This window comes from Nocardia sp. NPDC003183, from assembly GCF_053590715.1.
This window is the reverse complement of record NZ_JBSFTG010000002.1, coordinates 236,468-257,732: the sequence shown is the minus strand read 5'-3', so window position 1 is coordinate 257,732 and position 21,265 is coordinate 236,468. Positions and strand designations below refer to the sequence as shown.

Annotated in this window: 16 protein-coding genes; 7 read left to right on the top strand and 9 right to left on the bottom strand. The window is 69.0% G+C overall.

The genetic code is table 11. From position 1 onward, the window contains the following. The first annotated feature begins 3 nt into the window (after positions 1 to 3). From ACWDXS_RS09010 to ACWDXS_RS09000, 3 genes are all read left to right on the top strand, one after another. Positions 4 to 2,568, top strand: a complete 2,565-nt coding sequence (locus ACWDXS_RS09010) for a DUF5682 family protein (protein WP_449963837.1) — start codon at positions 4 to 6, stop codon at positions 2,566 to 2,568. Positions 2,569 to 2,632: 64 nt separating this feature from the next. Next, positions 2,633 to 3,796, top strand: a complete 1,164-nt coding sequence (locus tag ACWDXS_RS09005) for a VWA domain-containing protein (RefSeq protein ID WP_449963834.1) — start codon at positions 2,633 to 2,635, stop codon at positions 3,794 to 3,796. Positions 3,797 to 3,889: 93 nt separating this feature from the next. Further along, on the top strand, positions 3,890 to 6,256 hold the full coding sequence (locus ACWDXS_RS09000; RefSeq protein WP_449963831.1) for an ADP-ribosylglycohydrolase family protein: 2,367 nt from the start codon (positions 3,890 to 3,892) through the stop codon (positions 6,254 to 6,256). A gap of 129 nt (positions 6,257 to 6,385) precedes the next feature. Here ACWDXS_RS09000 and ACWDXS_RS08995 read toward each other — a convergent pair whose 3' ends face one another. From ACWDXS_RS08995 to ACWDXS_RS08965, 7 genes are all read right to left on the bottom strand, one after another. Continuing rightward, positions 6,386 to 8,917 carry an ABC transporter permease gene (locus ACWDXS_RS08995; RefSeq protein ID WP_449963828.1) on the bottom strand — a complete coding sequence of 844 codons (2,532 nt, stop codon included), beginning with the start codon at positions 8,915 to 8,917 and terminating at the stop codon, positions 6,386 to 6,388. Beyond that, complete coding sequence (locus ACWDXS_RS08990) at positions 8,914 to 9,690, bottom strand: ABC transporter ATP-binding protein (RefSeq protein WP_378993477.1); 777 nt, start codon at positions 9,688 to 9,690, stop codon at positions 8,914 to 8,916. Before ACWDXS_RS08990 ends, ACWDXS_RS08995 begins: the two co-directional genes overlap by 4 nt. Positions 9,691 to 9,764: 74 nt before the next feature. After that, positions 9,765 to 10,679, bottom strand: coding sequence for a hydroxymethylglutaryl-CoA lyase (locus tag ACWDXS_RS08985; protein ID WP_449963825.1), 915 nt, complete (start codon positions 10,677 to 10,679; stop codon positions 9,765 to 9,767). Continuing rightward, positions 10,676 to 10,846, bottom strand: coding sequence for a hypothetical protein (locus tag ACWDXS_RS08980; RefSeq protein ID WP_378609018.1), 171 nt, complete (start codon positions 10,844 to 10,846; stop codon positions 10,676 to 10,678). Before ACWDXS_RS08980 ends, ACWDXS_RS08985 begins: the two co-directional genes overlap by 4 nt. Continuing rightward, positions 10,843 to 12,054 (bottom strand): CaiB/BaiF CoA transferase family protein, encoded by a 1,212-nt coding sequence (locus ACWDXS_RS08975; RefSeq protein ID WP_449963821.1) that lies wholly within the window; start codon positions 12,052 to 12,054, stop codon positions 10,843 to 10,845. Before ACWDXS_RS08975 ends, ACWDXS_RS08980 begins: the two co-directional genes overlap by 4 nt. Positions 12,055 to 12,122: 68 nt before the next feature. Then, positions 12,123 to 13,052: a TauD/TfdA dioxygenase family protein gene (locus ACWDXS_RS08970; RefSeq protein ID WP_387447527.1), complete on the bottom strand. Its 930-nt coding sequence runs from the start codon at positions 13,050 to 13,052 to the stop codon at positions 12,123 to 12,125. Positions 13,053 to 13,154: 102 nt separating this feature from the next. Next, positions 13,155 to 13,925: a deoxyribonuclease IV gene (locus tag ACWDXS_RS08965; protein WP_387447526.1), complete on the bottom strand. Its 771-nt coding sequence runs from the start codon at positions 13,923 to 13,925 to the stop codon at positions 13,155 to 13,157. A gap of 120 nt (positions 13,926 to 14,045) precedes the next feature. On the opposite strand from ACWDXS_RS08965, the gene ACWDXS_RS08960 reads away from it, so the two are divergent. From ACWDXS_RS08960 to ACWDXS_RS08950, 3 genes are all read left to right on the top strand, one after another. Continuing rightward, the gene (locus ACWDXS_RS08960) at positions 14,046 to 15,215 is read left to right on the top strand and encodes a serine/threonine-protein kinase (RefSeq protein ID WP_449963816.1); all 1,170 of its coding nucleotides are present in this window, start codon (positions 14,046 to 14,048) and stop codon (positions 15,213 to 15,215) included. Positions 15,216 to 15,352: 137 nt separating this feature from the next. Continuing rightward, positions 15,353 to 17,179 carry a serine/threonine protein kinase gene (locus ACWDXS_RS08955; protein WP_378993468.1) on the top strand — a complete coding sequence of 609 codons (1,827 nt, stop codon included), beginning with the start codon at positions 15,353 to 15,355 and terminating at the stop codon, positions 17,177 to 17,179. Beyond that, entirely contained in the window at positions 17,155 to 19,119 is a 1,965-nt protein-coding gene (locus ACWDXS_RS08950; protein WP_449964734.1) for a protein kinase domain-containing protein, read from the top strand. Before ACWDXS_RS08955 ends, ACWDXS_RS08950 begins: the two co-directional genes overlap by 25 nt. Positions 19,120 to 19,174: 55 nt before the next feature. On the opposite strand, the gene ACWDXS_RS08945 is transcribed toward ACWDXS_RS08950, so the two are convergent. Next, positions 19,175 to 20,002 carry a GNAT family N-acetyltransferase gene (locus tag ACWDXS_RS08945; RefSeq protein WP_449963812.1) on the bottom strand — a complete coding sequence of 276 codons (828 nt, stop codon included), beginning with the start codon at positions 20,000 to 20,002 and terminating at the stop codon, positions 19,175 to 19,177. 53 nt (positions 20,003 to 20,055) lie between these two features. Beyond that, the gene (locus ACWDXS_RS08940) at positions 20,056 to 20,415 is read right to left on the bottom strand and encodes a hypothetical protein (protein ID WP_378993464.1); all 360 of its coding nucleotides are present in this window, start codon (positions 20,413 to 20,415) and stop codon (positions 20,056 to 20,058) included. A gap of 175 nt (positions 20,416 to 20,590) precedes the next feature. Here ACWDXS_RS08940 and ACWDXS_RS08935 point away from each other — a divergent pair, with 175 nt between their 5' ends. After that, a complete protein-coding gene (locus tag ACWDXS_RS08935; RefSeq protein ID WP_387447522.1) occupies positions 20,591 to 21,220 on the top strand; it encodes a hypothetical protein in 630 nt (209 codons plus the stop codon). Positions 21,221 to 21,265: the final 45 nt, after the last annotated feature.

The following is a 21,265-nucleotide window of genomic DNA, read 5'->3' as shown; positions in this document are numbered from 1 at the left end:
TCGATGAGTCAACGCAACAAGGCGACCCACCCGGCCACCGGTGACACCACACCGGGCGAGCCGGCGAGCCGTGCCGAAATCCGCGAGAGCTCCGCCTCGGATACGGGCGCGGGCGAGACGCGCGCGGTCACCACCGAGGCCGAAGCCGGTGCGGGTTCGGTGACCGACACGAATTCGAGTGCGGGCGCGGCGGCGGTGACGCGGGTGTTCGGCATCCGTCACCACGGGCCCGGATCAGCACGCTCGCTGCGCCACGCGCTCGAGGAGTTCCGGCCCGACGCCATTCTCATCGAAGGCCCCGCCGACGCTGATCCGCTCGTCGGGTTCGTCGCCGCCGACACGATGGCCCCACCGGTCGCGTTGCTCGCCTACGTCCCGGATTCGCCTGCCCGCGCCGCATTCTGGCCGTTCGCCGTGTTCTCCCCCGAGTGGCAGGCGATGCGCTACGGCGTCGAGCACGCCGTCCCGGTCCGCTTCTGCGACCTCCCCGCCACGAACGTCCTCGCCGCCGACGACGATGCCCGTGGCGGCGGCTCCGACCCGCTGGCCGCTCTGGCCTCGGCCGCGGGCTACGACGACGCCGAACGCTGGTGGGACGCGGTCGTCGAATCCGTGCCCGACAGCGCGGCTTTCGACGCCATCACCGAGGCGATGACCGCCCTGCGTGAGGATGCCCGACACGCCGCGATCACGCCACCCACAGCGGACGCGCCACCGCAGCTCGGCGCGACGGCGCCGACCGACACCGAAGTCCCCGACCCGGTGGCACTTTCGCCACTCGACGCTCCCGAGCTGCTGGAGAAGCCTTCGGCAGCGAACGGATTCGAGTTCCCGGCCGCCGCGAATCGACCGGACCCCGCGATGGCGCCGCTGATCGTCGACCAGCACACTCTGGTCCGCGAGGCGCATATGCGGCAGGTGATGCGGCAGGTGCTCAAGGGTGGTGCGAAGCGGTTGGCGGTGGTGTGTGGTGCCTGGCACGCGCCCGCGTTGGTCGAACCGCTCGGTCCCGCCGCACCGGATATGCGACTGCTCAAGGGTTTGCCGAAGACGAAGGCCGCGTTGACCTGGGTGCCGTGGACGCATTCGCGGTTGGCGGCCGGGTCCGGCTACGGGGCGGGCGTCACCTCGCCCGGCTGGTATCACCACCTGTTCACCGAGACCGAGCGGCCGGTGGCGCGCTGGCTGACCAAGGTCGCCGGAGTGTTGCGCTCGCACGATCTGCCGGTGTCGAGTGCGCACATCATCGAGGCGGTGCGGCTGGCGGACACCCTCGCCGCGTTGCGCGGCAGGCCGCTGCCGGGATTGTCCGAGGTCACCGAGGCTGTGCGGTCGGTGATGTGCGGTGGCGACGAGACCATGCTGCGACTGGTGGTCGACGAACTGGTCGTCGGCGAGACGCTCGGCGGTGTTCCCGAGGACACTCCGACGGTCCCCTTGGCGGCCGACCTGCGGGCACGCTGTAAAACCCTGCGGCTCAAGCAGGAGGCGCTCGCTCGAAATGTCGACCTCGACCTGCGCAAAGAACGCGACGTCGAGCGGTCGCATCTGCTGCACCGCCTGCGCCTGCTCGGTGTCGGTTGGGGCACTCCGACCACCGGCGAGGTCCGCAGCACCGGCACCTTCCGTGAGACGTGGACCCTGCGCTGGGAACCCGAATTCGAGGTCCGCATCGTCGAGGCCGCGGTCTGGGGCACGACCCTGCGCACCGCCGCGGAGACCAAGATCCTCGACACCGCGAGCCGCGACGACGTCACCGTCACCGCGCTCGCCGACGCACTGGAAATGGCCCTGCTCGCCGACCTGGGCGGCGCCACCGAAGGATTGATCACCAGGCTCGAAGCCGCCGCCGCCCTCGACCACGATGTCACCCATCTGCTCGGCGCCCTCCCCGGCCTGACCCGCACCCTGCGCTACGGCGATGTCCGCGGCACCGACACCAAGGCCCTGGCCCACGTCGCCGACGGCCTGCTGGTGCGGATCTGCGCGGGCCTGCCCGGCGCCGTCACCGGCCTCGACACCGATGCCGCCCAGGCCCTGCGCACCCAGATCGACGCCGCGCACACCGCGATCAGCACCCGCGACGACGAGCACGCCACCACCGAATGGCTGGCCACCCTGCACCGCATCGCCGATCGCGACGACGTACACGGCGCGATCGGCGGCCGCGCGGTGCGCCTGCTGTGCGACGCCGAACGCATCGACGACGCCGAATCCGCCCGCCGGCTGGCCGCCGCACTGTCCGTCGGCAACACCCCCGCCGCCAAGGCCGCCTGGATCGACGGCTTCCTCGGCGGCCGCGGTCTGCTCCTGGTCCACGACCGAGAGCTGTTGCGCCGCATCGACGAATGGCTCCGCGACCTCAACGAAGACCAGTTCGTCGCCACCCTGCCGCTGCTGCGCCGCACCTTCGGCTCCTTCGAATCCGGCGAACGCCGGGCCATCAGCCAGGCCCTGCGAGACACCGGCTCAGCACCGACCACCGCCGACGGCCCCACCGCGGTCGACCCGATCCGCGGGCAACTGGCGTTGCGCGCGGCGACCGCGATCCTGGGGGCCGCTGGGTGACCCACCTCCGCAGACGTCCGACACCCACTCGCCACCGCATCCCGCTCGACCACCAGGAGCACCGATGACCGAACCCGACGAAACCCATTCGCGCCGTTGGCGTCTCGTGCTGGGAACCGCCGCCGAAGAACAGCTCGGTGGGTTGAGCTCCGGTGCCGATCAGGCGATGGACCAGGCACTGTCCGCCCTCTACAACACCGGCGAAGCCGGCGGTTCGACGAAAAGGTCTGGTGGACTGGGTGGTTCAGCGCCCCGAGTCGCGCGCTGGCTCGGCGATATCCGCACCTACTTTCCCGCGACCGTGGTCGAGGTGATGCAGCGCGATGCCGTGGACCGGCTCAACCTCACCCAACTGTTGCTGGAGCCCGAGCTGCTGGAATCGGTCGAGCCCGATGTACATCTGGTGGGCACACTGCTCGGCCTCAACCGGGTGATGCCCGAAACCACCAAGGCCACCGCGCGCATGGTGGTCGAGAAGGTGGTGCGCGAGATCGAGCAGCGCATCGCCGCCAAGACCGTGGCCGCGGTCTCGGGCGCCATCAACCGTGCCGCCCGCACTCATCGCCCGAAACTGCGCGATATCGATTTCAACCGGACCATCCGCAAGAATCTCGCCAACTACCTGCCCGAACACCGCACCATCGTGCCCGAGCGGCTCGTCGGCTACGGCCGCAAGTCGCAGTCGATCCAGCGCGATGTGGTGCTGGCCATCGACCAATCCGGCTCGATGGCGGCCAGCGTCGTCTACGCCTCGGTGTTCGGTGCCGTCCTCGCGTCCATGCGGTCGCTGAAGACCTCGCTGGTCGTGTTCGACACCGAGATCGTCGATCTCACCGATCAGCTCAGCGACCCGGTCGACGTCCTGTTCGGCACCCAGCTCGGCGGTGGCACCGACATCAATCGCGCCATCGCCTACTCGCAGACGCTGATCACCCGGCCCACCGACAGCCTCTTCGTGCTCATCTCCGACCTCTACGAAGGCGGCGTACGCAACGAGATGCTGCGCCGCTGCCATGCGATGAAAGAGGCGGGTGTCCAGGTGGTGGTGCTGCTCGCGCTCTCCGACGAGGGCGCGCCCGCCTACGACCACGACAACGCCGCGGCACTGGCAGCGCTCGGCATCCCCGCCTTCGCCTGCACCCCCGACAAGTTCCCGGACCTGCTCGACACCGCGCTGGACCGCGGCGACATCACGCGCTGGGCCGACACCAACGCCCCGGCGGTGTGATCGCGCCCCGGGGAACGTGGCGGGACTCGGCAGCGTTGCGAGCCCGCGCCAACTAGGCTGCGAACGATCGGGTTCGTTGGACGGGGTGAGGCGATGTTGCGGCGCGGGGCGGTGTTCGCCGGTTTCGTCATCGAGCGTGAGCTGGGGCGTGGCGGCATGGGCGCGGTGTACGCGGCCAGAGACCGCAGGCTGCCGCGGCTGACCGCGTTGAAGCTGATGCACCGTGACCTGTTCGCCGACTTCGAGATCCGCGCCAGATTCGAACGCGAAGCCGACCTGGTGGCCCAGCTCGACCACCCGAACATCATCACCGTCTACGACCGCGGCGTCGACGAAGAGCGTCTCTGGATAGCCATGCAGTTCGTGGACGGTGTCGACGCCTCGGCGGTGCCGGTGCAGCAGTTCGGGAGCGAGCGGATCGCCCAGATCGTCACCCAGACCGCGAGTGCGCTCGACTACGCCCACCGCCAGGGCGTTCTCCACCGCGACGTGAAGCCCGCCAACATCCTGTTGTCGCACACCGCGGGTGTCGGCGCGGGCTTCGACGAACGAGTCGTGCTGACCGACTTCGGCATCGCGAAACTCCTCGACGACACCGGCGGCCTCACCCGCACCGGCCAGTTCACCGCCACCATCGCCTACGCCTCGCCCGAACAACTCAGCAGCGCACCACTCGACGGCCGCGGCGATCAATACTCCCTGGCCTGTACGGTTTTCCGCCTCCTCACCGGCACCGGCCCCTTCGACGCCCCCAACCCGGCCACCGTCATGCTCGGCCACCTCAACGCCCCGCCTCCCGCGGCCAGCACCCGCCGCACCACCCTGTCCACCGCGGTCGACACCGTCCTGTCGAAGGCGATGGCCAAAGACCCCACCCACCGCTTCCGCACCTGCACCGCGTTCGCCACCGCGCTCACCGAGGCACTGCGCCATCGCCCACCCACACCGCCGGCGTCCGGCCGCATCCCGACCGCCGGGCCGCGGCGAACCGCCTCAGCTCCCGAGGTGCGCCCGACCGGAACACCGCTGCCGCCGAGCGCCGGTTCCAGGCCTGAGTCGCGCACATCCTCGAGTCACCCGAATGCCGGTCGGCGACATGACCCGACCGTTGTCCGCAACACCATGTCCGAGCCGGAAAGCAGCGTCTCGGTCGACGTTCGTGGCTTCGACACCGCCATGTCCGCCCGGCCGGGAACGCCACCCGACCTCACCTCGAACCCGGCCGCGAATCCCCGTTCTCCCCACGGCCGGATCGATACACGCGCTTCCTCGACCTACGGCAGGGACGCGCGAGACACCAGCACCGCACCGGTATGGCTCGACGCCGTACACGGCTGTCTGCTCGGTGGAGCGATCGGCGACGCCCTCGGCGCTCCGGTGGAAACCCGTTCGCTGCAACAGATCCGGAGCGAGTACGGCCACGCCGGGCTGACCGACGTCGACCCGCTTCGCATCTCCGAGGAGACCCAGCTGACGGCTTTCACCGTAGAAGCGCTGATCCGCGGTTCGGTGCGGGCCAGGGCCAAGGGCATCGGCGGAGCGACGATGGGCCTGCTGCAGCAGGGCATGCTCGTGTGGTTGCGCGGGCAGGTCACCGAAATGCCGGAGCAGCCCTTCGCGCTGTACAGCGCCCTCAGCGACTACCCCGAGCTGATCGAGCAACGTGGCGTGGCGAATTCGGTCTACACCGCGCTGCGTCACGCGGCCGCCCGGAAAGCGCCGATGAATCCGCTCGGCACCCGCGACCAGCCCATCAATCATTCCAAGGGCAGCGGCGCGGTGATGCGCGCGGCCCCCTGCGGATTCGGTTACGCCGCAGACCGTTCCGGAGCCGCGACCGATACCATCTTCGAATTGGGTTGCGATGCGGCCGCGCTCACCCATGGTCATCCCAGCGGTTGGCTGCCCGCGGGCACCCTGTCCGCCCTGATCTATCAGCTCTCGCGCGGCGCCGACACCGCCACCGCCCTCTCGCGCGCCCGCACCGAGCTGACGGGCTACGCCGACCACGGGGAGACCTCGGCCGCCTTGAACGCGGCCAACCGGCTGGCCGCCCGGATCGAACGCGAAAGGCGCTATCCCACACCGGAAGATGTCGAGACGCTCGGCCAGGGATGGATCGGTCCAGAGGCCCTGTCGATCGCCGTCTTCGCCACCCTCGCCGCCGAGGGACTCGGCGGCTCGCCCCACGACATCGTCCGCACCGGACTCCTGCTGTCGGTCAACCACTCCGGCGACAGCGACGCCACCGGTTCGATCGCGGGCAGTCTTCTCGGCGCCCGGTACGGCCGTTCCGCACTCCCGCGAGGTTGGGCGAATGCGGTCGATGCGCGCCCGATTCTCGATCTCCTGGCCACTGGCTACTGCACGGAATTCGGCCTCACACCACCGAGTGACTCCCACGGGATACCACCAGACCACTGGTGGAACCGCTACCCGGGCTGGCCCCCGTCCGGCTAGTTCCGCACTGACCCCAGTGGCCGTCAGATATTGCCCAGTCGATCGACCACGAGCGGCGTACCGCGCCCCATGACACCGTTCGACCCCCCACCGAGAACTCCGGTGGGGGGTCGAACGTGCCTGTGCCGCCTACAGATCCGCGATAGCCGCCAACGGCGGCGTCCGCGCGGCCCGCACACCCGGCCACACCGCGGCCAGCACACCCACCACACCGGACGCGATCAGCACGATCACCAGCTGCGACCACGGAATGGTGATCTGGTCGATGCCCATATCGCGCAGGGTGCGCAGGAATCCGACCCCGAGCGCGATGCCGAGCACCAGGCCGACGATCGCGCCGAAGATGGCGATCAGCATGGACTCCAGGTAGATCGTGCGACGCACCTGCGCACGCTGGGTGCCGACCGCGCGCAGCATGCCGATCTCGCGCCTGCGCTCCACCACCGACAGCGCCAGGGTGTTGATGATGCCGAGCACCGCGATCACCACCGCCAGCGCGAGCAGCCCGTAGAGGATGGCGAGCAGGGTGTTGATCTGCTGACCCTGCGCGCCCTTGAACTGTTCGTGGTCCTGGACCTGCACCACCACGAACGGTTCGGTGGCTTTCTCCAGGTTCGCCCGCATCGCGGTGAGATCGGCCCCCGGCGCGGCCTTGACCAGCACGAAGACATTGGTGCGCAGACTCTGCGGCATCAACTGCTCGTAGATACCGGGATCGACCACCATGGGCCCGAGCAGCGGCGAGTCGGCGAAGATGCCGCCGATCGTGAGCTCGATCTGCTTCTTGTCGAGACTGGTGATGGTGACCTTGTCGCCGAGCTTCCACCCGCGCTCGGTTGCCTCGGTCTCGTCGATGAGCGCGCCACCGGCGGGGATCGTGGTGGAGCCGCTGATCATGTCGATGTCCATCACCGGGTCGATCGGACCATCCGGTGAGGTGGCGCCGATCTGCTCGTCGCCGACCTTGAACGCGACGATTCGGATCCCGGTGACATCGCTGACGCCGGGAACATCGGTGCGCACCGCGTCGACCGCACCGATCGGCGCACCGATCATCTGCGGACCGGCGAGCACGTACTCGGCCTTCACACCCTTGTCGATGAGCACCCCGACACTCGTCTTCGCCGAAGCACCGAGAATGCCGATCGCCGAAACCAGCATCAGGCCGAGGGTGAGCGCGAACGCGGTGGCGGCGGTACGCCGCGGGTTACGCGTGGCGTTGTTGCGCGCCATCTGCCCGATCGCGCCGAACGGCCTGGTGAGCACGCCGAGCACGAGCACCATCGGCCGCGACAACGCCGGCGCCGCCAACAGCACCGCCAGAATGAGCCCGAGCGCGCCGACACCGACGGTCACCGCGGAGCCCTTGCCGGTGCCCTGCGCACCCACGTACACGAGCACGCCACCGGCGACGGCCATCACCGCGCCGATGATCGTGCGCAGCCGCAACGAATCACCCGCGCTGGCGAACTCGGACCGCATGGCCTCCACCGGCGGCACCTTCGCGGCCCGGCGAGCGGGAGCATAGGCGCTGGCCACGGTGACGATCAGGCCGACGAGCAGCGCGACGATCGCGGTACGCGGCAACACGGTCAGCGACCCCGTCGGCAGTCCGAGATCGAACGCGTTGAGCAACGCCGACAACCCGTACGCCAGCCCGATGCCCGCGGCCAGCCCGAGCGCGCTACCGATCAGCCCGATCACGATCGCCTCGGCGACGACCGATCGCCCGACCTGCTGACGACTCGCTCCGATCGCGCGCAGCAGCGCGAGTTCGCGCAGCCGCTGGGCCACGATCATCGAGAAGGTGTTGTAGATGATGAACGTGCCGACGATCAGCGCGATCGCGCCGAAGGCGAGCAGGAAGTAGTTGATGAAGGTGAGCGCCTCGGAGATCTCCTTCTTCATGTCCTCGCGGACCTCGTCGGAGTTCTGCACCTTGTAGTTGGGCAGGCCGGCGGCGAGCTGATCGCGCAGGTCATCGGCCGAAACACCGGGCGCCGCGGCGATGTCGGCGTAGGCCACGTGCGACCCGTCGGTGAACAGCTTGCGGCCCTGCGGCTCGGTGAACATCACCGCGACCACACCGCCGCCCTCGGCGCCCGGCATCTCGTAGATGCCCGACAGCGTCACCTCGAACGGGTCACCCTTGGACGGAATCAGCACCTTGGTCTTGTCGCCGACCTTCAGCCCGGCCTTCTCGGCGCCACCGGCATTGAGCGCGATCTCGTTCGGCTGGGTGGGCGCGGCGCCCGACAGGAACTTCTCGGGTTCCTCGACGGACTTGTCGGGCGGCAGGTAGGACAGGCCGAAACTCGGTGCGCCACCGGTCTGCACGGCCTTCTTGCCGTCGGGCTCGAGCAGCACGACCGGGCCGTTCACGGCGGGCGCGACCCTGGCCACACCGGGAGTCTTGGCCAGCGCGTCGACGATGTTCGTCGGTACGCCCAGTGATTGGCGGTCCGCCGGGCCGACGCGCACGTCCACGCCCTGAGCCTGGCCTTCGAAGATCCCGTCGAAGGTGCGCTGCAAAGTGTCGGTGAAAACGAACGATCCGGAGATGAAGGCGGTACCGAGCACCACCGACAGCAGAGTCAATGCCAAACGCACCTTGTGCGCGGCGAGGTTACGCAAGGCGACCTTGCGCATGGGATTGCTCATCGGGTTTCCAGCGCCTTCATCCGGTCGAGGATCGAATCCTGAGTCGGGTCGCGCAGCTCGTCGACGATGCGGCCGTCGGCGAGGAACACGACGCGGTCGGCGTAGGCGGCCGCGCGCGGGTCGTGGGTGACGATCACGACGGTCTGGCCGAACTCGTCGACCGAGGCGCGCAGGATCGAGAGCACCTCGCCCGAGGAATGCGAGTCCAGGTTGCCGGTCGGCTCGTCACCGAAGATGATCTCCGGCTTGCCCACCAGCGCACGCGCACACGCCACCCGCTGCTGCTGGCCGCCGGACAGTTCGGACGGCCGGTGCTCGAGGCGGTCGCCGAGACCGAGGCGCTTGACCACGGTGTCGAGCCATTCCTGGTCGGCCTTGCGACCCGCGATATCGAGCGGGAGGGTGATGTTCTCCAGCGCGGTGAGCGTCGGGACCAGGTTGAACGCCTGGAAGACGAAACCGATCCGGTCGCGCCGCAGCGCCGTCATCTGTTTGTCGGACAGGCCGGTGAGCGCGGTGTCGCCGATGCGGACCTGACCCGCGCTGGCGCTGTCGAGCCCGGCCAAGCAGTGCATCAGCGTCGACTTGCCCGAACCCGATGGGCCCATGATCGCGGTGAATTCGCCCTTCGCGAAGTCAGCCGACACCCCGTCCAGGGCCTTGACCTGTGTATCTCCCGATCCGTACAGCTTGACCAGATCGAGCGCGGCGGCCGCGATATCGGTAGCGGCCGCCGCATCGGCGGCCTCGGTGCCCAAGGCGTGCGAAGTCATGCTGTCCAGTCTGGCTGCCCACCGAGAACCGCGCCATCCGGGATCCCCCCGATACCGCAGGTCTTACCGACCTCTCAGCGAACGACCCATTCGAAGGCGTCGGCCTCCGAGCGCGCGCCTTCCAGCGCGCGGGAGCGGTTGGGCTCGCCGAGCTCGGCGAGGAGTTCTTCGGTGAGCCCGACGAGGTCGGCCAGCGAGGCCGGGGTGAACCAGTCGGGCCTGGTCGCGAAGAGGATGTCCTCGGACGCGGTATTGCCGCTGGCACCCGGAGCGAAGGGGCAGCCGCCGAGGCCGCCCAGCGCACCGTCGACCATGGTCGCGCCCGCGGCGACGGCTGCGAGCGTGTTGGCCACGCCCATGCCCCAGGTGTCGTGACCGTGGAAGACGATGCGGCGCGGCGGGGTGGTGTCGCGGACGGCGGCGACCAGGGCGCCCACCTGACCAGGGTGGGCCTGGCCGAGGGTATCGGCGAGGACGATGTCGGCGGCGCCGTCGGTGCGCGGATCGTTCGCGATGGCGAGCACCCGGCCGGGATCGACGGGACCGTCGAACGGGCAGGTGAACGTGGTGGCCAGGCACAGCTGGATCGCACCGCCCGCCTCGTGGGCGAGGCGGATCGCCGCGGGCATCGCCGCCACCGAGGTCTCGGTATCGCGGCCGATATTGGCCCTGTTGTGCGCGTCGGACACCGAGAAGCAGTACTGGAAATTGCGCGCGCCCGCCTCGGCGGCCTTCTCGACATGGCGCGGGGTCGCCACCCACACCCAGCATTTCGCCAGTTCGTCCGGGGTGAGCGCCGCGATCAACTCGAGCGAGTTGGCCATCGGCGCGACCAGATCCGGCCGCGCCATCGAACCGATCTCCAGCGCGGGCACGCCCGCGGCGAGCAGTCTGCGCACCACATCGATCTTCTGCTCCACCGGCAGCACCTTGCCGGTGAGCTGCAAACCGTCGCGCAGCGTCACATCACGCAGCAGCGGTGCGGTCACCGCCGCTGCTCCGGTTCCCGCGCGGGCACGCACATCACGCCGCCGCACGGTTTGTCGCCCACGCTGGCCGGGGTGGGGTGGACCGTCGGACGCACATGACCCGGGCCGCGCGGCTCCCACTTGTTGCGCACCGGCGGGCGGCGCCTGCCGTGTACTCGCCTCGTCACAGTGCCTCCAGCGCGTCGATCTGATCTTCACTCATCCCGAGCAGCCCGCCGAGCACCTCTCTGGTGTGCTCGCCGAGGTCGGGGCCGACATTGCGGATCGGCAGGGATGCGTCCCCGATCACCGGGACGATGCCACCGAAACCCACCTGTTTGGGTTCGGCCTCGCCCACGTCGACGGGGAACATCTGGATCATATTGCGTGCGCGGTACTGCTCGTCGGCCACGATGTCGGCGGCGGTGTAGATCGGGCCGCACGGGATGGCCGCGTCATCGAGCAGTTTCAGCGCCTGCGCGCGCGTGTGTTTGCTCGACCATTCCGCGATCGAGGCGTCGAGGCGCTCGCGGTTGCGCCAGCGGCCGTTGTTGTCGGCGAGCTCGGGGTCGACGGCCAGGTCGGGCCGGCCGATCACCTGCATGTACCGCTGGAAGATGGCATCGCCGTTGCCACCGATGATGATGGAGTAACCATCGCTGGTCGGGTAGGCGTTCGACGGCGCGATGCCTTCCATCCGGCCGCCGACCCGCTCCCGGTTGATGCCGTAGGCGAGATGGTCGGGGATCAACGATTCCATCACCGACAGGATCGACTCGTTGAGCGCGACATCGATGATCCGCTCCGCCTGCGGCACCGGACCCGCGACCCGTTCGCGCTGGAACAGTGCCATCACGGTCCCGAACGCCGCGTAGATGCCCGCGATCGAATCACCGATCGACACCCCGGTGCGCACCGGCGGCCGATCGGGATCCCCCACCAGCTCACGCAGGCCACCGACCGCCTCCGCGACCGCGGCGAATCCCGGTCGCGCGGCCATCGGCCCGGTCTGGCCGTATGCCGAGATCCGCGTGATCACCAGCTTCGGGTTCGCTTCCTCGAGCGCCTCGGGCCCCAGCCCCCACTTCTCGAGCATTCCGGGCCGGAAGTTCTCCAGCAGCACATCGCACTGTTTCACCAGATCGAGCACGATCGCGCGCCCCGCCTCGGTCCGCAGATCCAGCACGATCGATTTCTTGTTGCGGTTGACGGTGCGATACAGCATCGAGGTATCGCCACCGTACAACCGCCAGTTGCGTAATTCGTCGCCCGTGCCGGGGCGTTCCACCTTGATCACCTCGGCGCCGAAATCGCCGAGGATACGTCCGGCAGTGGGAGCGGCAACATAGTTACCGAGTTCCAGGACGCGAACACCGTCCAACGGCCGAATACTCATACAGGCAGTATCGCAGTGCGACCCCCGGTGACGCCGGGCACGTGCGGGCCCGGCGGCGAACCGATAGTTCAGCTGGCGAGGAGCTCCACTTCCTCGATGATCGAGTAGTCCTCGGCATTGCCCTTCAACACGGTGCTGGCCTGTCCGTCGACGCCGACCGGGATGTCACCGGCGAGGGTGATCCGGGTGAGGCGACGCGGCTGGTCGTTGTAGTCGTCGATGGCGTAGTGCTGAGTGGCACGGTTGTCCCAGATCGCGACGTCGCCGTCGGACCAGTTCCAGCGGGTGGTGTTCTCCAGGCGGATGACCCGATCCTGGAGCAGACGGAACAGCTGGTCGGACTCACGGGACGGAATCCCGACGAACTGCTTCACGAAATGGCCGAGCAGCAGCGCACGCTCGCCGGTCTCGGGGTGCACCCGCACGACGGGGTGTTCGGTCTCGTACACATCGGACTGGAATTCCGTCGAGTACTCGACCTGCGACGGGCGCACCTTGTCGACCGCTCCGGCGTAGTCGTAGAGATTGGTGTGCACCGCGCGCAGGTTCTCGGCCAGCGCCTTGAGCGGAGCGGGCAGTGAGTTGTAGGCCGCGACCGTGGACGCCCAGGTGGTCGAGCCGCCGTAGGTGGGTAGGTGCTCGGCGCGCAGGATCGACGCCTTCGGCACGCGGTCCACGAACGTCACATCGGTGTGCCAGGAGTTGGCGCGGCTGCGCTCGGAGTCGATGGCCAGGCTCTTCACACCGGCCGACTTCACCGTGGGATGCGGGGTGGTCGGGCTGCCGAGCAGCTCCGCGAATTCGTACTGGCCGTCCTCGGTGAGGTGGTTCTGACCGCGGAAGAAGATGACCTTGTGCTCGTTGAGCGCGCGCCGGATCTTGGCTACGGTCGCCGCGTCCAGGTCACCGCCGAGCCGGACACCATCGATCTGCGCGCCGATGTGGGCGCCGAGCTTGGTCACCGTCAGGGTGGCGGGGAGGGCGTGGTCGACCGTCATGGGGATCACCTTCACTGTCGTTCTCGATCGGTTGGTATGCATCAAGCACACCGTGAATCCCGTTCGACAGACAGGGTTTGCCTCGGAGTGATCCCAACGGCGTCAGCCGATGTGCTCCCGCAGGTAGGCCAGGTCCTCGGCGACCCCGTCGGCCGGGGTTTCCAGGATGACCGGCGCACCGGCCGTGCGGCAGACCTCGGCCAGCAGTTGCGGGTCGATGGTGCCGTCGGCGAAGTTGGCGTGCCGGTCGGCGCCGGAGTCGAATTCGTCGCGCGAGGAGTTCAGGTGCACGAGATCGATGCGCCCGGTGATGGCCTTGATCCGCTCGACCACCCCGACCAGTTCCTCACCACCCGCCCACGCGTGACACGTGTCGAGGCAGAAGCCCGCGCCGTAGTCGCCGACCGCGTCCCACAATCGCGCGATCGAATCGAAATGCCGGGCCATCGCGTGATTGCCGCCCGCGGTGTTCTCGATCAGGATCGGCACGGCGAACCCGCCCTTGTCCTGCTGACGCTCGAACAGCTTGCGCCAGTTGTCGATTCCGGTATCGAGCTCGGCGTCGGAGCGTACGTGTCCCCCGTGCACCACGAGGCCGAACGCACCGAGGTCGGCCGCGGCCTTCGCCTGCTGGGCCACCGCGTTGCGCGAGGGCATCCGCAACCGGTTGTTCAGACTCGCCACATTGATCTGATAGGACGAGTGCACAACGACATCGATCGGACTGGCCAGAATCTCGGCGGCCCTGGGATGCGGCTGGGGTTTGTCCCAGCTCTGCGGATCGACCACGAACAGCTGCACGACCTCGGCACCGAGCTTCTCGCCGAAGCCGATCGGATCGCTCTCGTCGCGAACATGTGCTCCAATGCGCATAGCTGCCACCCTAATATCAGGCACCGACAACTTCGCTCGCGATGTTGCGCGGCGGTGGGTTCGGGAGATACATCGGTAGAATTTCAAACGGGTGCTCTGCCCTGGAGGGGGTGACTTCGCGTGTTGCGCAAAGGCGACGTGTTCGCCGGATACACGATCCGGCGCGTGCTGGGCCAGGGTGGAATGGGCGTGGTCTACCTGGCCAGGCACCCCCGGCTGCCCCGGCTCACCGCGCTGAAACTGCTCAGCCGTGAACTGTCCGCCGACGAGGAGATCCGCCGCCGCTTCGAGCGCGAAGCCGATCTGGTCGCCCAGCTCGAGCACCCCAATATCGTCAATGTCTACGACCGCGGCACCGACGACGACCAGCTGTGGATCTCCATGCAGTTCGTGGCGGGCACCGATGTCGCGACCGCCGACGTGAACGTGCTGACACCCGGCCGGGCCGTGCAGATCGTCGCCGAGACCGCCACCGCGCTGGACTTCGCGCACGCGGGCGGCGTGCTGCACCGCGACGTGAAACCGGCGAACATCCTGCTCGCCAAGCCACCGATCGGGCGCCCGGAACGCGTGGTGCTCACCGACTTCGGCATCGCCGCGGTGCGCGACAGCGAGACCACGCTGTCCTCGGCGGGCACGATCACCGCCACCCTGGCCTATGCCGCGCCCGAGCATCTGGCGGGCGCGCCCCTGGATCATCGCGCCGATCAGTACTCGCTGGCCTGCACGCTGTTCTGGATGCTCACGGGCTCGGTGCCGTTCCCCGGACCCAGCCCGGGCGCGGTGATCCAGGCGCACCTGAGCAAGCCCCTTCCCCCGCTGCGCAGTCTGCGCCCCGACCTGCCCGCGACCCTGGACGCGGTGCTGGCCAGAGCCACCGCCAAGCGCGTCGAGTCCCGTTTCGCCAGCTGCGCCGAGTTCGCGCAGGCGGCCAAAGCGGCGCTGTTCGCGGTGCCGGGGCCGTGGCATCAACAGCAGCAGCAGTACACCGCGGCCGGTGTGGTGCTGCGCGCCCGCGAGTCCTATCCGCAGGCGCCGGGATATTCCCGGCCGCCCACCCCGGCGCAGCCGTACCGCAACGCGCCCCCGCCGACCACCCCCGCGCAACCGCACCCGCACGTGCAGCCGACCACTCCCGCACAGCCGCATCCTCACGCGCCGCGGCCGTCGACGGGCGGTCCGGCCATCCCGCCGCGACGCGGAAGCGCACGCCCGGGCACCATCGATTTCCCTGGTGGCCGTAACCATCCCGGCTATATCGTGCCGCCGCAGCAGCGGCGTCCGCCGTGATCGTGGCAACCGTCGGCGTCGTCGCCGACTGATAAGGTTTCGTTGATTTTCCCGTGGCGGGCAACGTCGGCCGCGGCTTTTATGCTGTACGCGCGTGCGCTGGTGGGTCCCGGCGCGCGGCGGGAAGTGGAGCAGACATGCTGGCCAACGGAGATGTTTTTGCCGGCTACGTCATCGAACGGCAGCTCGGCCGCGGTGGCATGGGTTCGGTCTATCTGGCCAAGCACCCCCGCCTACCGCGGATGACGGCGCTGAAGCTGCTCAATCGCGAGATGTTCTTCGACGCCGAGGTGCGGGCACGGTTCGAGCGGGAGGCCGATCTCGTTTCGCGCCTCGATCATCCGAACATCGTCACCGTCTACGACCGCGGGCACGACGACGAACAGCTGTGGATCTCCATGCAGTTCATCGACGGCGTCGACGCGGCATCGGTGGATCCGCAGACGCTGCCGCCCGCCCGCGCGCTGCAGATCGTGAAGGAAACCGCCGACGCGCTGGACTACGCGCACGGCATGGGCGTGCTGCACCGCGACGTGAAGCCGGCCAACATCCTGCTCGCCCGCTCGGGCGCGGGCCGGGGCGAACGCGTCTACCTCACCGACTTCGGCATCGCCCGATTGCGCGACGACACCGGCCATCTCACCCAGACCGGTACCTTCACCGCGACGCTGGCCTATGCCTCCCCCGAACAGCTCACCGGCGCCTCGCTGGACCACCGGTCCGACCAGTATTCGCTGGCCTGCGCACTGTTCTGGCTGTTCACCGGTTCGGGACCGTTCGCGGCGACCAACCCGGCCGCGGTGATCCAGGGTCATCTCCAGCAGCCGCCGCCCACGCTGAGCAGCGTCCGGCCCGGCCTGTCCTACGCACTCGACGGCGTGCTCGCCAAGGCGATGGCCAAGCGGCCCGATGACCGGTTCGACTCCTGTTCGGACTTCGCCGAAGCCGCGATCGAGGCGTTGAACAGTCCGAGCGCACCCGCGTTGCCGATCGTCGGTCCACGACCGGGCACCGGTGGGTCGCTGCCGATCGCCGGGCGGCCCACGACAGGTGGCGCGATTCCGCAGACCGGTCTGCCGTATCCCGTTGCCACACAGGGCCCGATGACCGGCGGTCCGATGGGCACCGCGCAAGGCCCGATGACCGGCGGCCCGATGGGCACCGCGCAAGGCCCGATGACCGGCGGCCCGATGGGCACCGCGCAAGGCCCGATGACGGGTGGCCCGATGGGCACCCAGCGTCCGATGAACCAGTCGCCCACCGGCGCTTCGCAGCCCTACACCCAGCAGTCGCGGCCGCAGTACCAGTCGGCGCCGCGGCCACAGGCGAGTGGTTTCGCCCAGTATCCGCACGGGCAGCGGCCGCCGTCGAAGTCCAACACCGGGCTGATCATCGGCATCGTCGTCGCGGTGATCCTGGTGATCGTGCTGCTGATCGGCATCGGTATCGCGGCCAGCGGCGATGACGCGGGCGGCGGCGACCGCACGACCACCACGTCGGCGGGCGCCTACATCACCCCGAGCGCCGACGCCATCAGCGCGGAGTTCGGCCGGATCGTGCCCGCCACGGTCGACGACTCCACCGGATACAACGGCGCCACCTGCTGGGAGACCGACAACAGCGATCCGCCGTCGCCCGCGGAAGGCGAACCCGACTTCGGCGCCTGGGTGCACCTGTGGAGCTGCTTCGGCGGCGGCGACAGCGACGATCCGTTCTACCGGATCTATGCCTTCAACTCGGCCGCCGACGCCAAGTCGGTGCTCGACGGACTGCCGGCCAACACCAAGTCCACCGACAGCAACGGCGGCAAGCAGTACACCAACTACAAGTACACCGACAACGGGAACAAGATCATCACCCAGTTCACCGGCGATCCCGGCCGCGCCCAGTTCCTGATGTACACCGACGGTTACGGCACGGCCGACGAGGTGCTGCGTTGGTGGCGCTCGGCCCCGCTGAACTGACCGCGATGTATGACGAGGGCGGCGTTTTCGCCGGATACACCATCGAACGACTGCTGGGCCGCGGCGGCATGGGCTCGGTGTATCTGGCACGCCATCCGCGGCTGCCACGGCGCACCGCGATGAAACTGCTGAACCGGGACTTGTTCTTCGACACCGAGATCAAGGCCAGGTTCGAACGCGAGGCCGATCTCGTGGCGCAGCTCGAGCACCCGAATATCGTCACCGTGTACGACCGGGGCGTCGAGAACGACCAGCTGTGGATCTCCATGCGCTACATCGACGGCGCCGACGCGTCGTCGCTGCCCTCGCCGGTCGACCCGGCGCGGGCGGTCCGCATCGTCGCCGAAACCGCCGCGGCACTGGACTTCGCGCACAGCCGCGGCGTGCTGCACCGCGACGTGAAACCCGCCAACATCCTGATCGAATCGGTCGACGGCACCGAACGCGTCTACCTCACCGACTTCGGCATCGCCCGCCTGCACGACGACAACGCCGCCAAGCTGACCCAGACCGGAACCTTCACCGCCACCCTGGCTTTCGCGTCTCCCGAGCAGCTCTCCGGCATCGCCCTCGACGGCCGCGCCGACCAGTATTCCCTGGCCTGCACGCTTTTCCGGCTCCTCACCGGAACCACCCCCTTCGACGCCACCAACCCCGTCGCGGTGATCCAGGGCCACCTCCAGCAACCCCCGCCCCGCGCGAGCACCCTCCGATCGGGCATCACCCCCGCACTCGACGCGGTCATCGCCCGTGGCATGGCCAAGCGCCCCGAAGAGCGCTTCGCCACCTGCGCCGAGTTCGCCGCCGCCGCGCTGCGGGCCCTCGCCGGTCACGCTCCCCCGCAGCAACTCCACGGCTCGGCGGCCACCAGAACCTACCCGCCGAACTCGCCGTATACCCCCGGTGCCGGATACCCGATCGCAGGTCGTACCGACCCGAATTCGTCTGGCGGACAGCCGCCATGGCCGGGCACGACCGGTCCCGATCAGCCGTGGGCCGTGAGCGGCCGACCCGCCGGTTCACAGTGGGCCGGCAACGCCGCCCCCGGCCTCGGTCAGCAGTGGCCGGCGGTGGGCGGTTCCTCCTGGGCCGCGCAGCCGAACCCGTCGTGGCCCAACGAATTCGCGAACCACGCGAGTGCGCCGAACGCGGGCGCGCAACGTCGTCGCGACGCCGGGAATTCCAGGGCGACGGGCAGGGGCGCGCGCCCTTCGGTCGCCGAGGAGTATCTCGGCAAGAAGCGGAAATCCCGCTGGGAGGGATCGCCGATCGGCTGGCTGGCGATGATCGCCGTCGTGATCTTCCTCGGCTGGATTCTGGTGACCACCTTCGGCGATGACGGCAACGCCGGTGCGTCGGGCGGGCAGGGTTCCGAAACCTCCGCGGTCGCTACACCGTCCGTCGACGCGACGACCTCCGCTCCCCAGCGGCTGACGTCGACCACCCCGCCGACGAGCGACCGACGGGTCATCGGCGCCAACGCGGCGAAGCTCAGCGACGAGTTCCCCCGCATGCTGCCCGCCACCTCGGCGAGCAACCTGGTCCATGCCGGTTCGGGGCTGGGCAACGCGGGCTGCTTCGCCTACGACCGCGCGACCGCAAGCCGCGATTCCGACGACGCCGATATGGGCGACTGGTCGGTGATGTGGCATTGCTTCGGCGGCGGCAACAAGGCCACCTACGAGTTCTTCCTCTACCCCTCCGCAGATCTTGCCGCGCAGGCGATCGCGGGTCTGCCCGCCAACGACGTGCGCCCCACGTCGCACACCGGCCACACCTGTACGAACTTCGTCCTGCACGACAGCCAGCCCAGGTCACCGCGCATGGTCACCCGCTTCGACGGCGACCCGGCCCGCGGCGCCATGCTCATGTACAGCCGCGGCTTCATCGCCGACGAGGCCCAGGTGCTGGATTGGTGGCGCTCCGCCCCGTTGGTCTAGGCGCGCGTTCGCGCCGGCTGCGCACGGTTCGAGGACCGCTGCGCGTCCGCGCCCATCAGGCGGTCAGTGTGTAGTGCACGAAGTCGCGCACCGGCTCGAAGCCGATTCGCTGATAGATCTTGTTCGAGGTCGGATTGGCCAGGTCGGTGAACAGGCAGACATCGGCGCCTTCCGCGCGAATCCGACCGGCGACCGTCGCTGTCAGCGCGCTCGCAAAGCCGTTGCCCCGGAACCGCGGCGGTGTGTAGACCGGGCCGATCCTGGCCCAGCAGAGGACGGCGGGCTGCCGCGCGACCAGGGTGACCGGCGTGCCGTCGTGCTCCCACAACCACGAGCTTCCGGCCTCGATTCGCCGGCGCACCGCCGTCTCGTCCAGGCGATGGGGTGCGCCGGTCTCCACGCCGAAGTCCTCGACCATCGCGATACAGGTGGCCACGTCGTCGACGGTGGCCTGTCTGGGGGCTCCGGGGGCGTCGGGCACCTGCAGGGCGTCGAGGCGGAACAGCCTGGCCGAGTGCCGGATGCGGTAGCTGCCACCGGTGGTCTTCGACCACCGCGTCGCGAAGGTGACGGCGTCGGCCTCGTGGCCCTCGACGCTGCGCAGCGCGATCGCATGCGCGGCGAAGGCGTCTACGACCGCCGAAATACTGTGCGCGGGTAGCTCGCCGAGGTAGGCGGCGCCATTGGTGCATTGCGCAATGCCGACGATCTGACCGGCGTTGTCGCGAATGCTCAGGAACCGAGTGGACAAACCGCCGGACCTACCGTTGGCCAGGTTGACCAGGACGGTGGCGATGACCGTGTGCCGCAGCGGATCACGGCGAAGGAACGGTTCCACGTCGTCCATGAACCGGGCAGCGTCGCTGGTGATGTCGATGCGCACCACACCGACGGTAAGCCGTCACACCCGCGACCGCATTCGAATTATGAGGTGTCTCAGGTTGTTTCGGGGATGTCCCGATCGGTGCGCAGCTTCAATAAGATGAGTCCAGCCGTACAGGCCAGGATCAGCCCGGCGACGGTGATCTCCACGTGCAGGCCCGCGATCCCGAGGCCGGCGCCGACGAGTCCGCCGACGAAGAACAACCAGCCCATGATCCGCGCGACCACCGCGAGGGTGCGGTTGCCGGGCGGTGTCGACGAAAGATGCCCGACGGTGGCCGAATCGGTGTTCGCCGCCGCGGTTTCCAGCCGGGGTGTCGAGAGTGCTCCCATGAGATTCTCCTCGATGACGCCGATCAGATACTTGCGCCGCGCGACCTCGCGCGTCAGGGGTAACGTTGCCGGACGTCTCATGCGTAACTTTGCTCACACACGCTACGACTCGGCGACGTCGAACGCGCGCGACACGTCCCCACGACACGCTGAATTGATCAATCCGATATCTGGACCACTAACGTTTAAAATGCGCTCTTTTGCCCGACCTGCACTACTGTGAGGCGATCTCGAAGCCGACGAGGAGTAACAGGCGATGGATAACAGCAGGGCCAAGTTCGTGGGTCCGGCAGTCGCTGTTGGCGCGGTGTCGCTCGGACTGATCATCATCGGTGCGTGCGGTGTCGGGCAGCAGGACGTCTACGTGCCGGCGCCGCCGTTGAGCGCGGACCTGGCCGCCGCCCCCGCGCGGTCGGCGGACGAGCCCACCTCGACCACGGTGCACATCCCGATCCCGCCGTCGCCCAGCTGGCGGATCGCGCCGTACATGTCGCCGCGGAAGCCGTTCAGCCTCAGTTCCACCGAGACCTCGCCGTCGGAGACGCCACCGCCCGAGGGCGAACCGGCGCCCGAATCCCGCCCGGCCGAGGCGACGACCGAATCCCGGCCCGCCGAGACGACGACGCGCCCGCCGGAGACCACCGAAGACGAGCCGACGACCACCCGGCCACAGATCCCCACCCGGCAGAACCCCACCCGCACCGTCACCCCGCCCCGCGTGGGCGATGACGAAGCGTCCGAGGACTATCCGCCGACCCACGCCTTCGACCGCGCGACCCCGACCACTGTCGTCCCGGCCGACACCGGCGCCACCCCGACCACGGTGACGACCACCGAGGCGGCGACGACCACCGCAACCCCGGCCCCCACTACCGCCGAGGGCTGACACAACGATGGTGCGCACCCGAACCACGGGCACGCACCATCATCG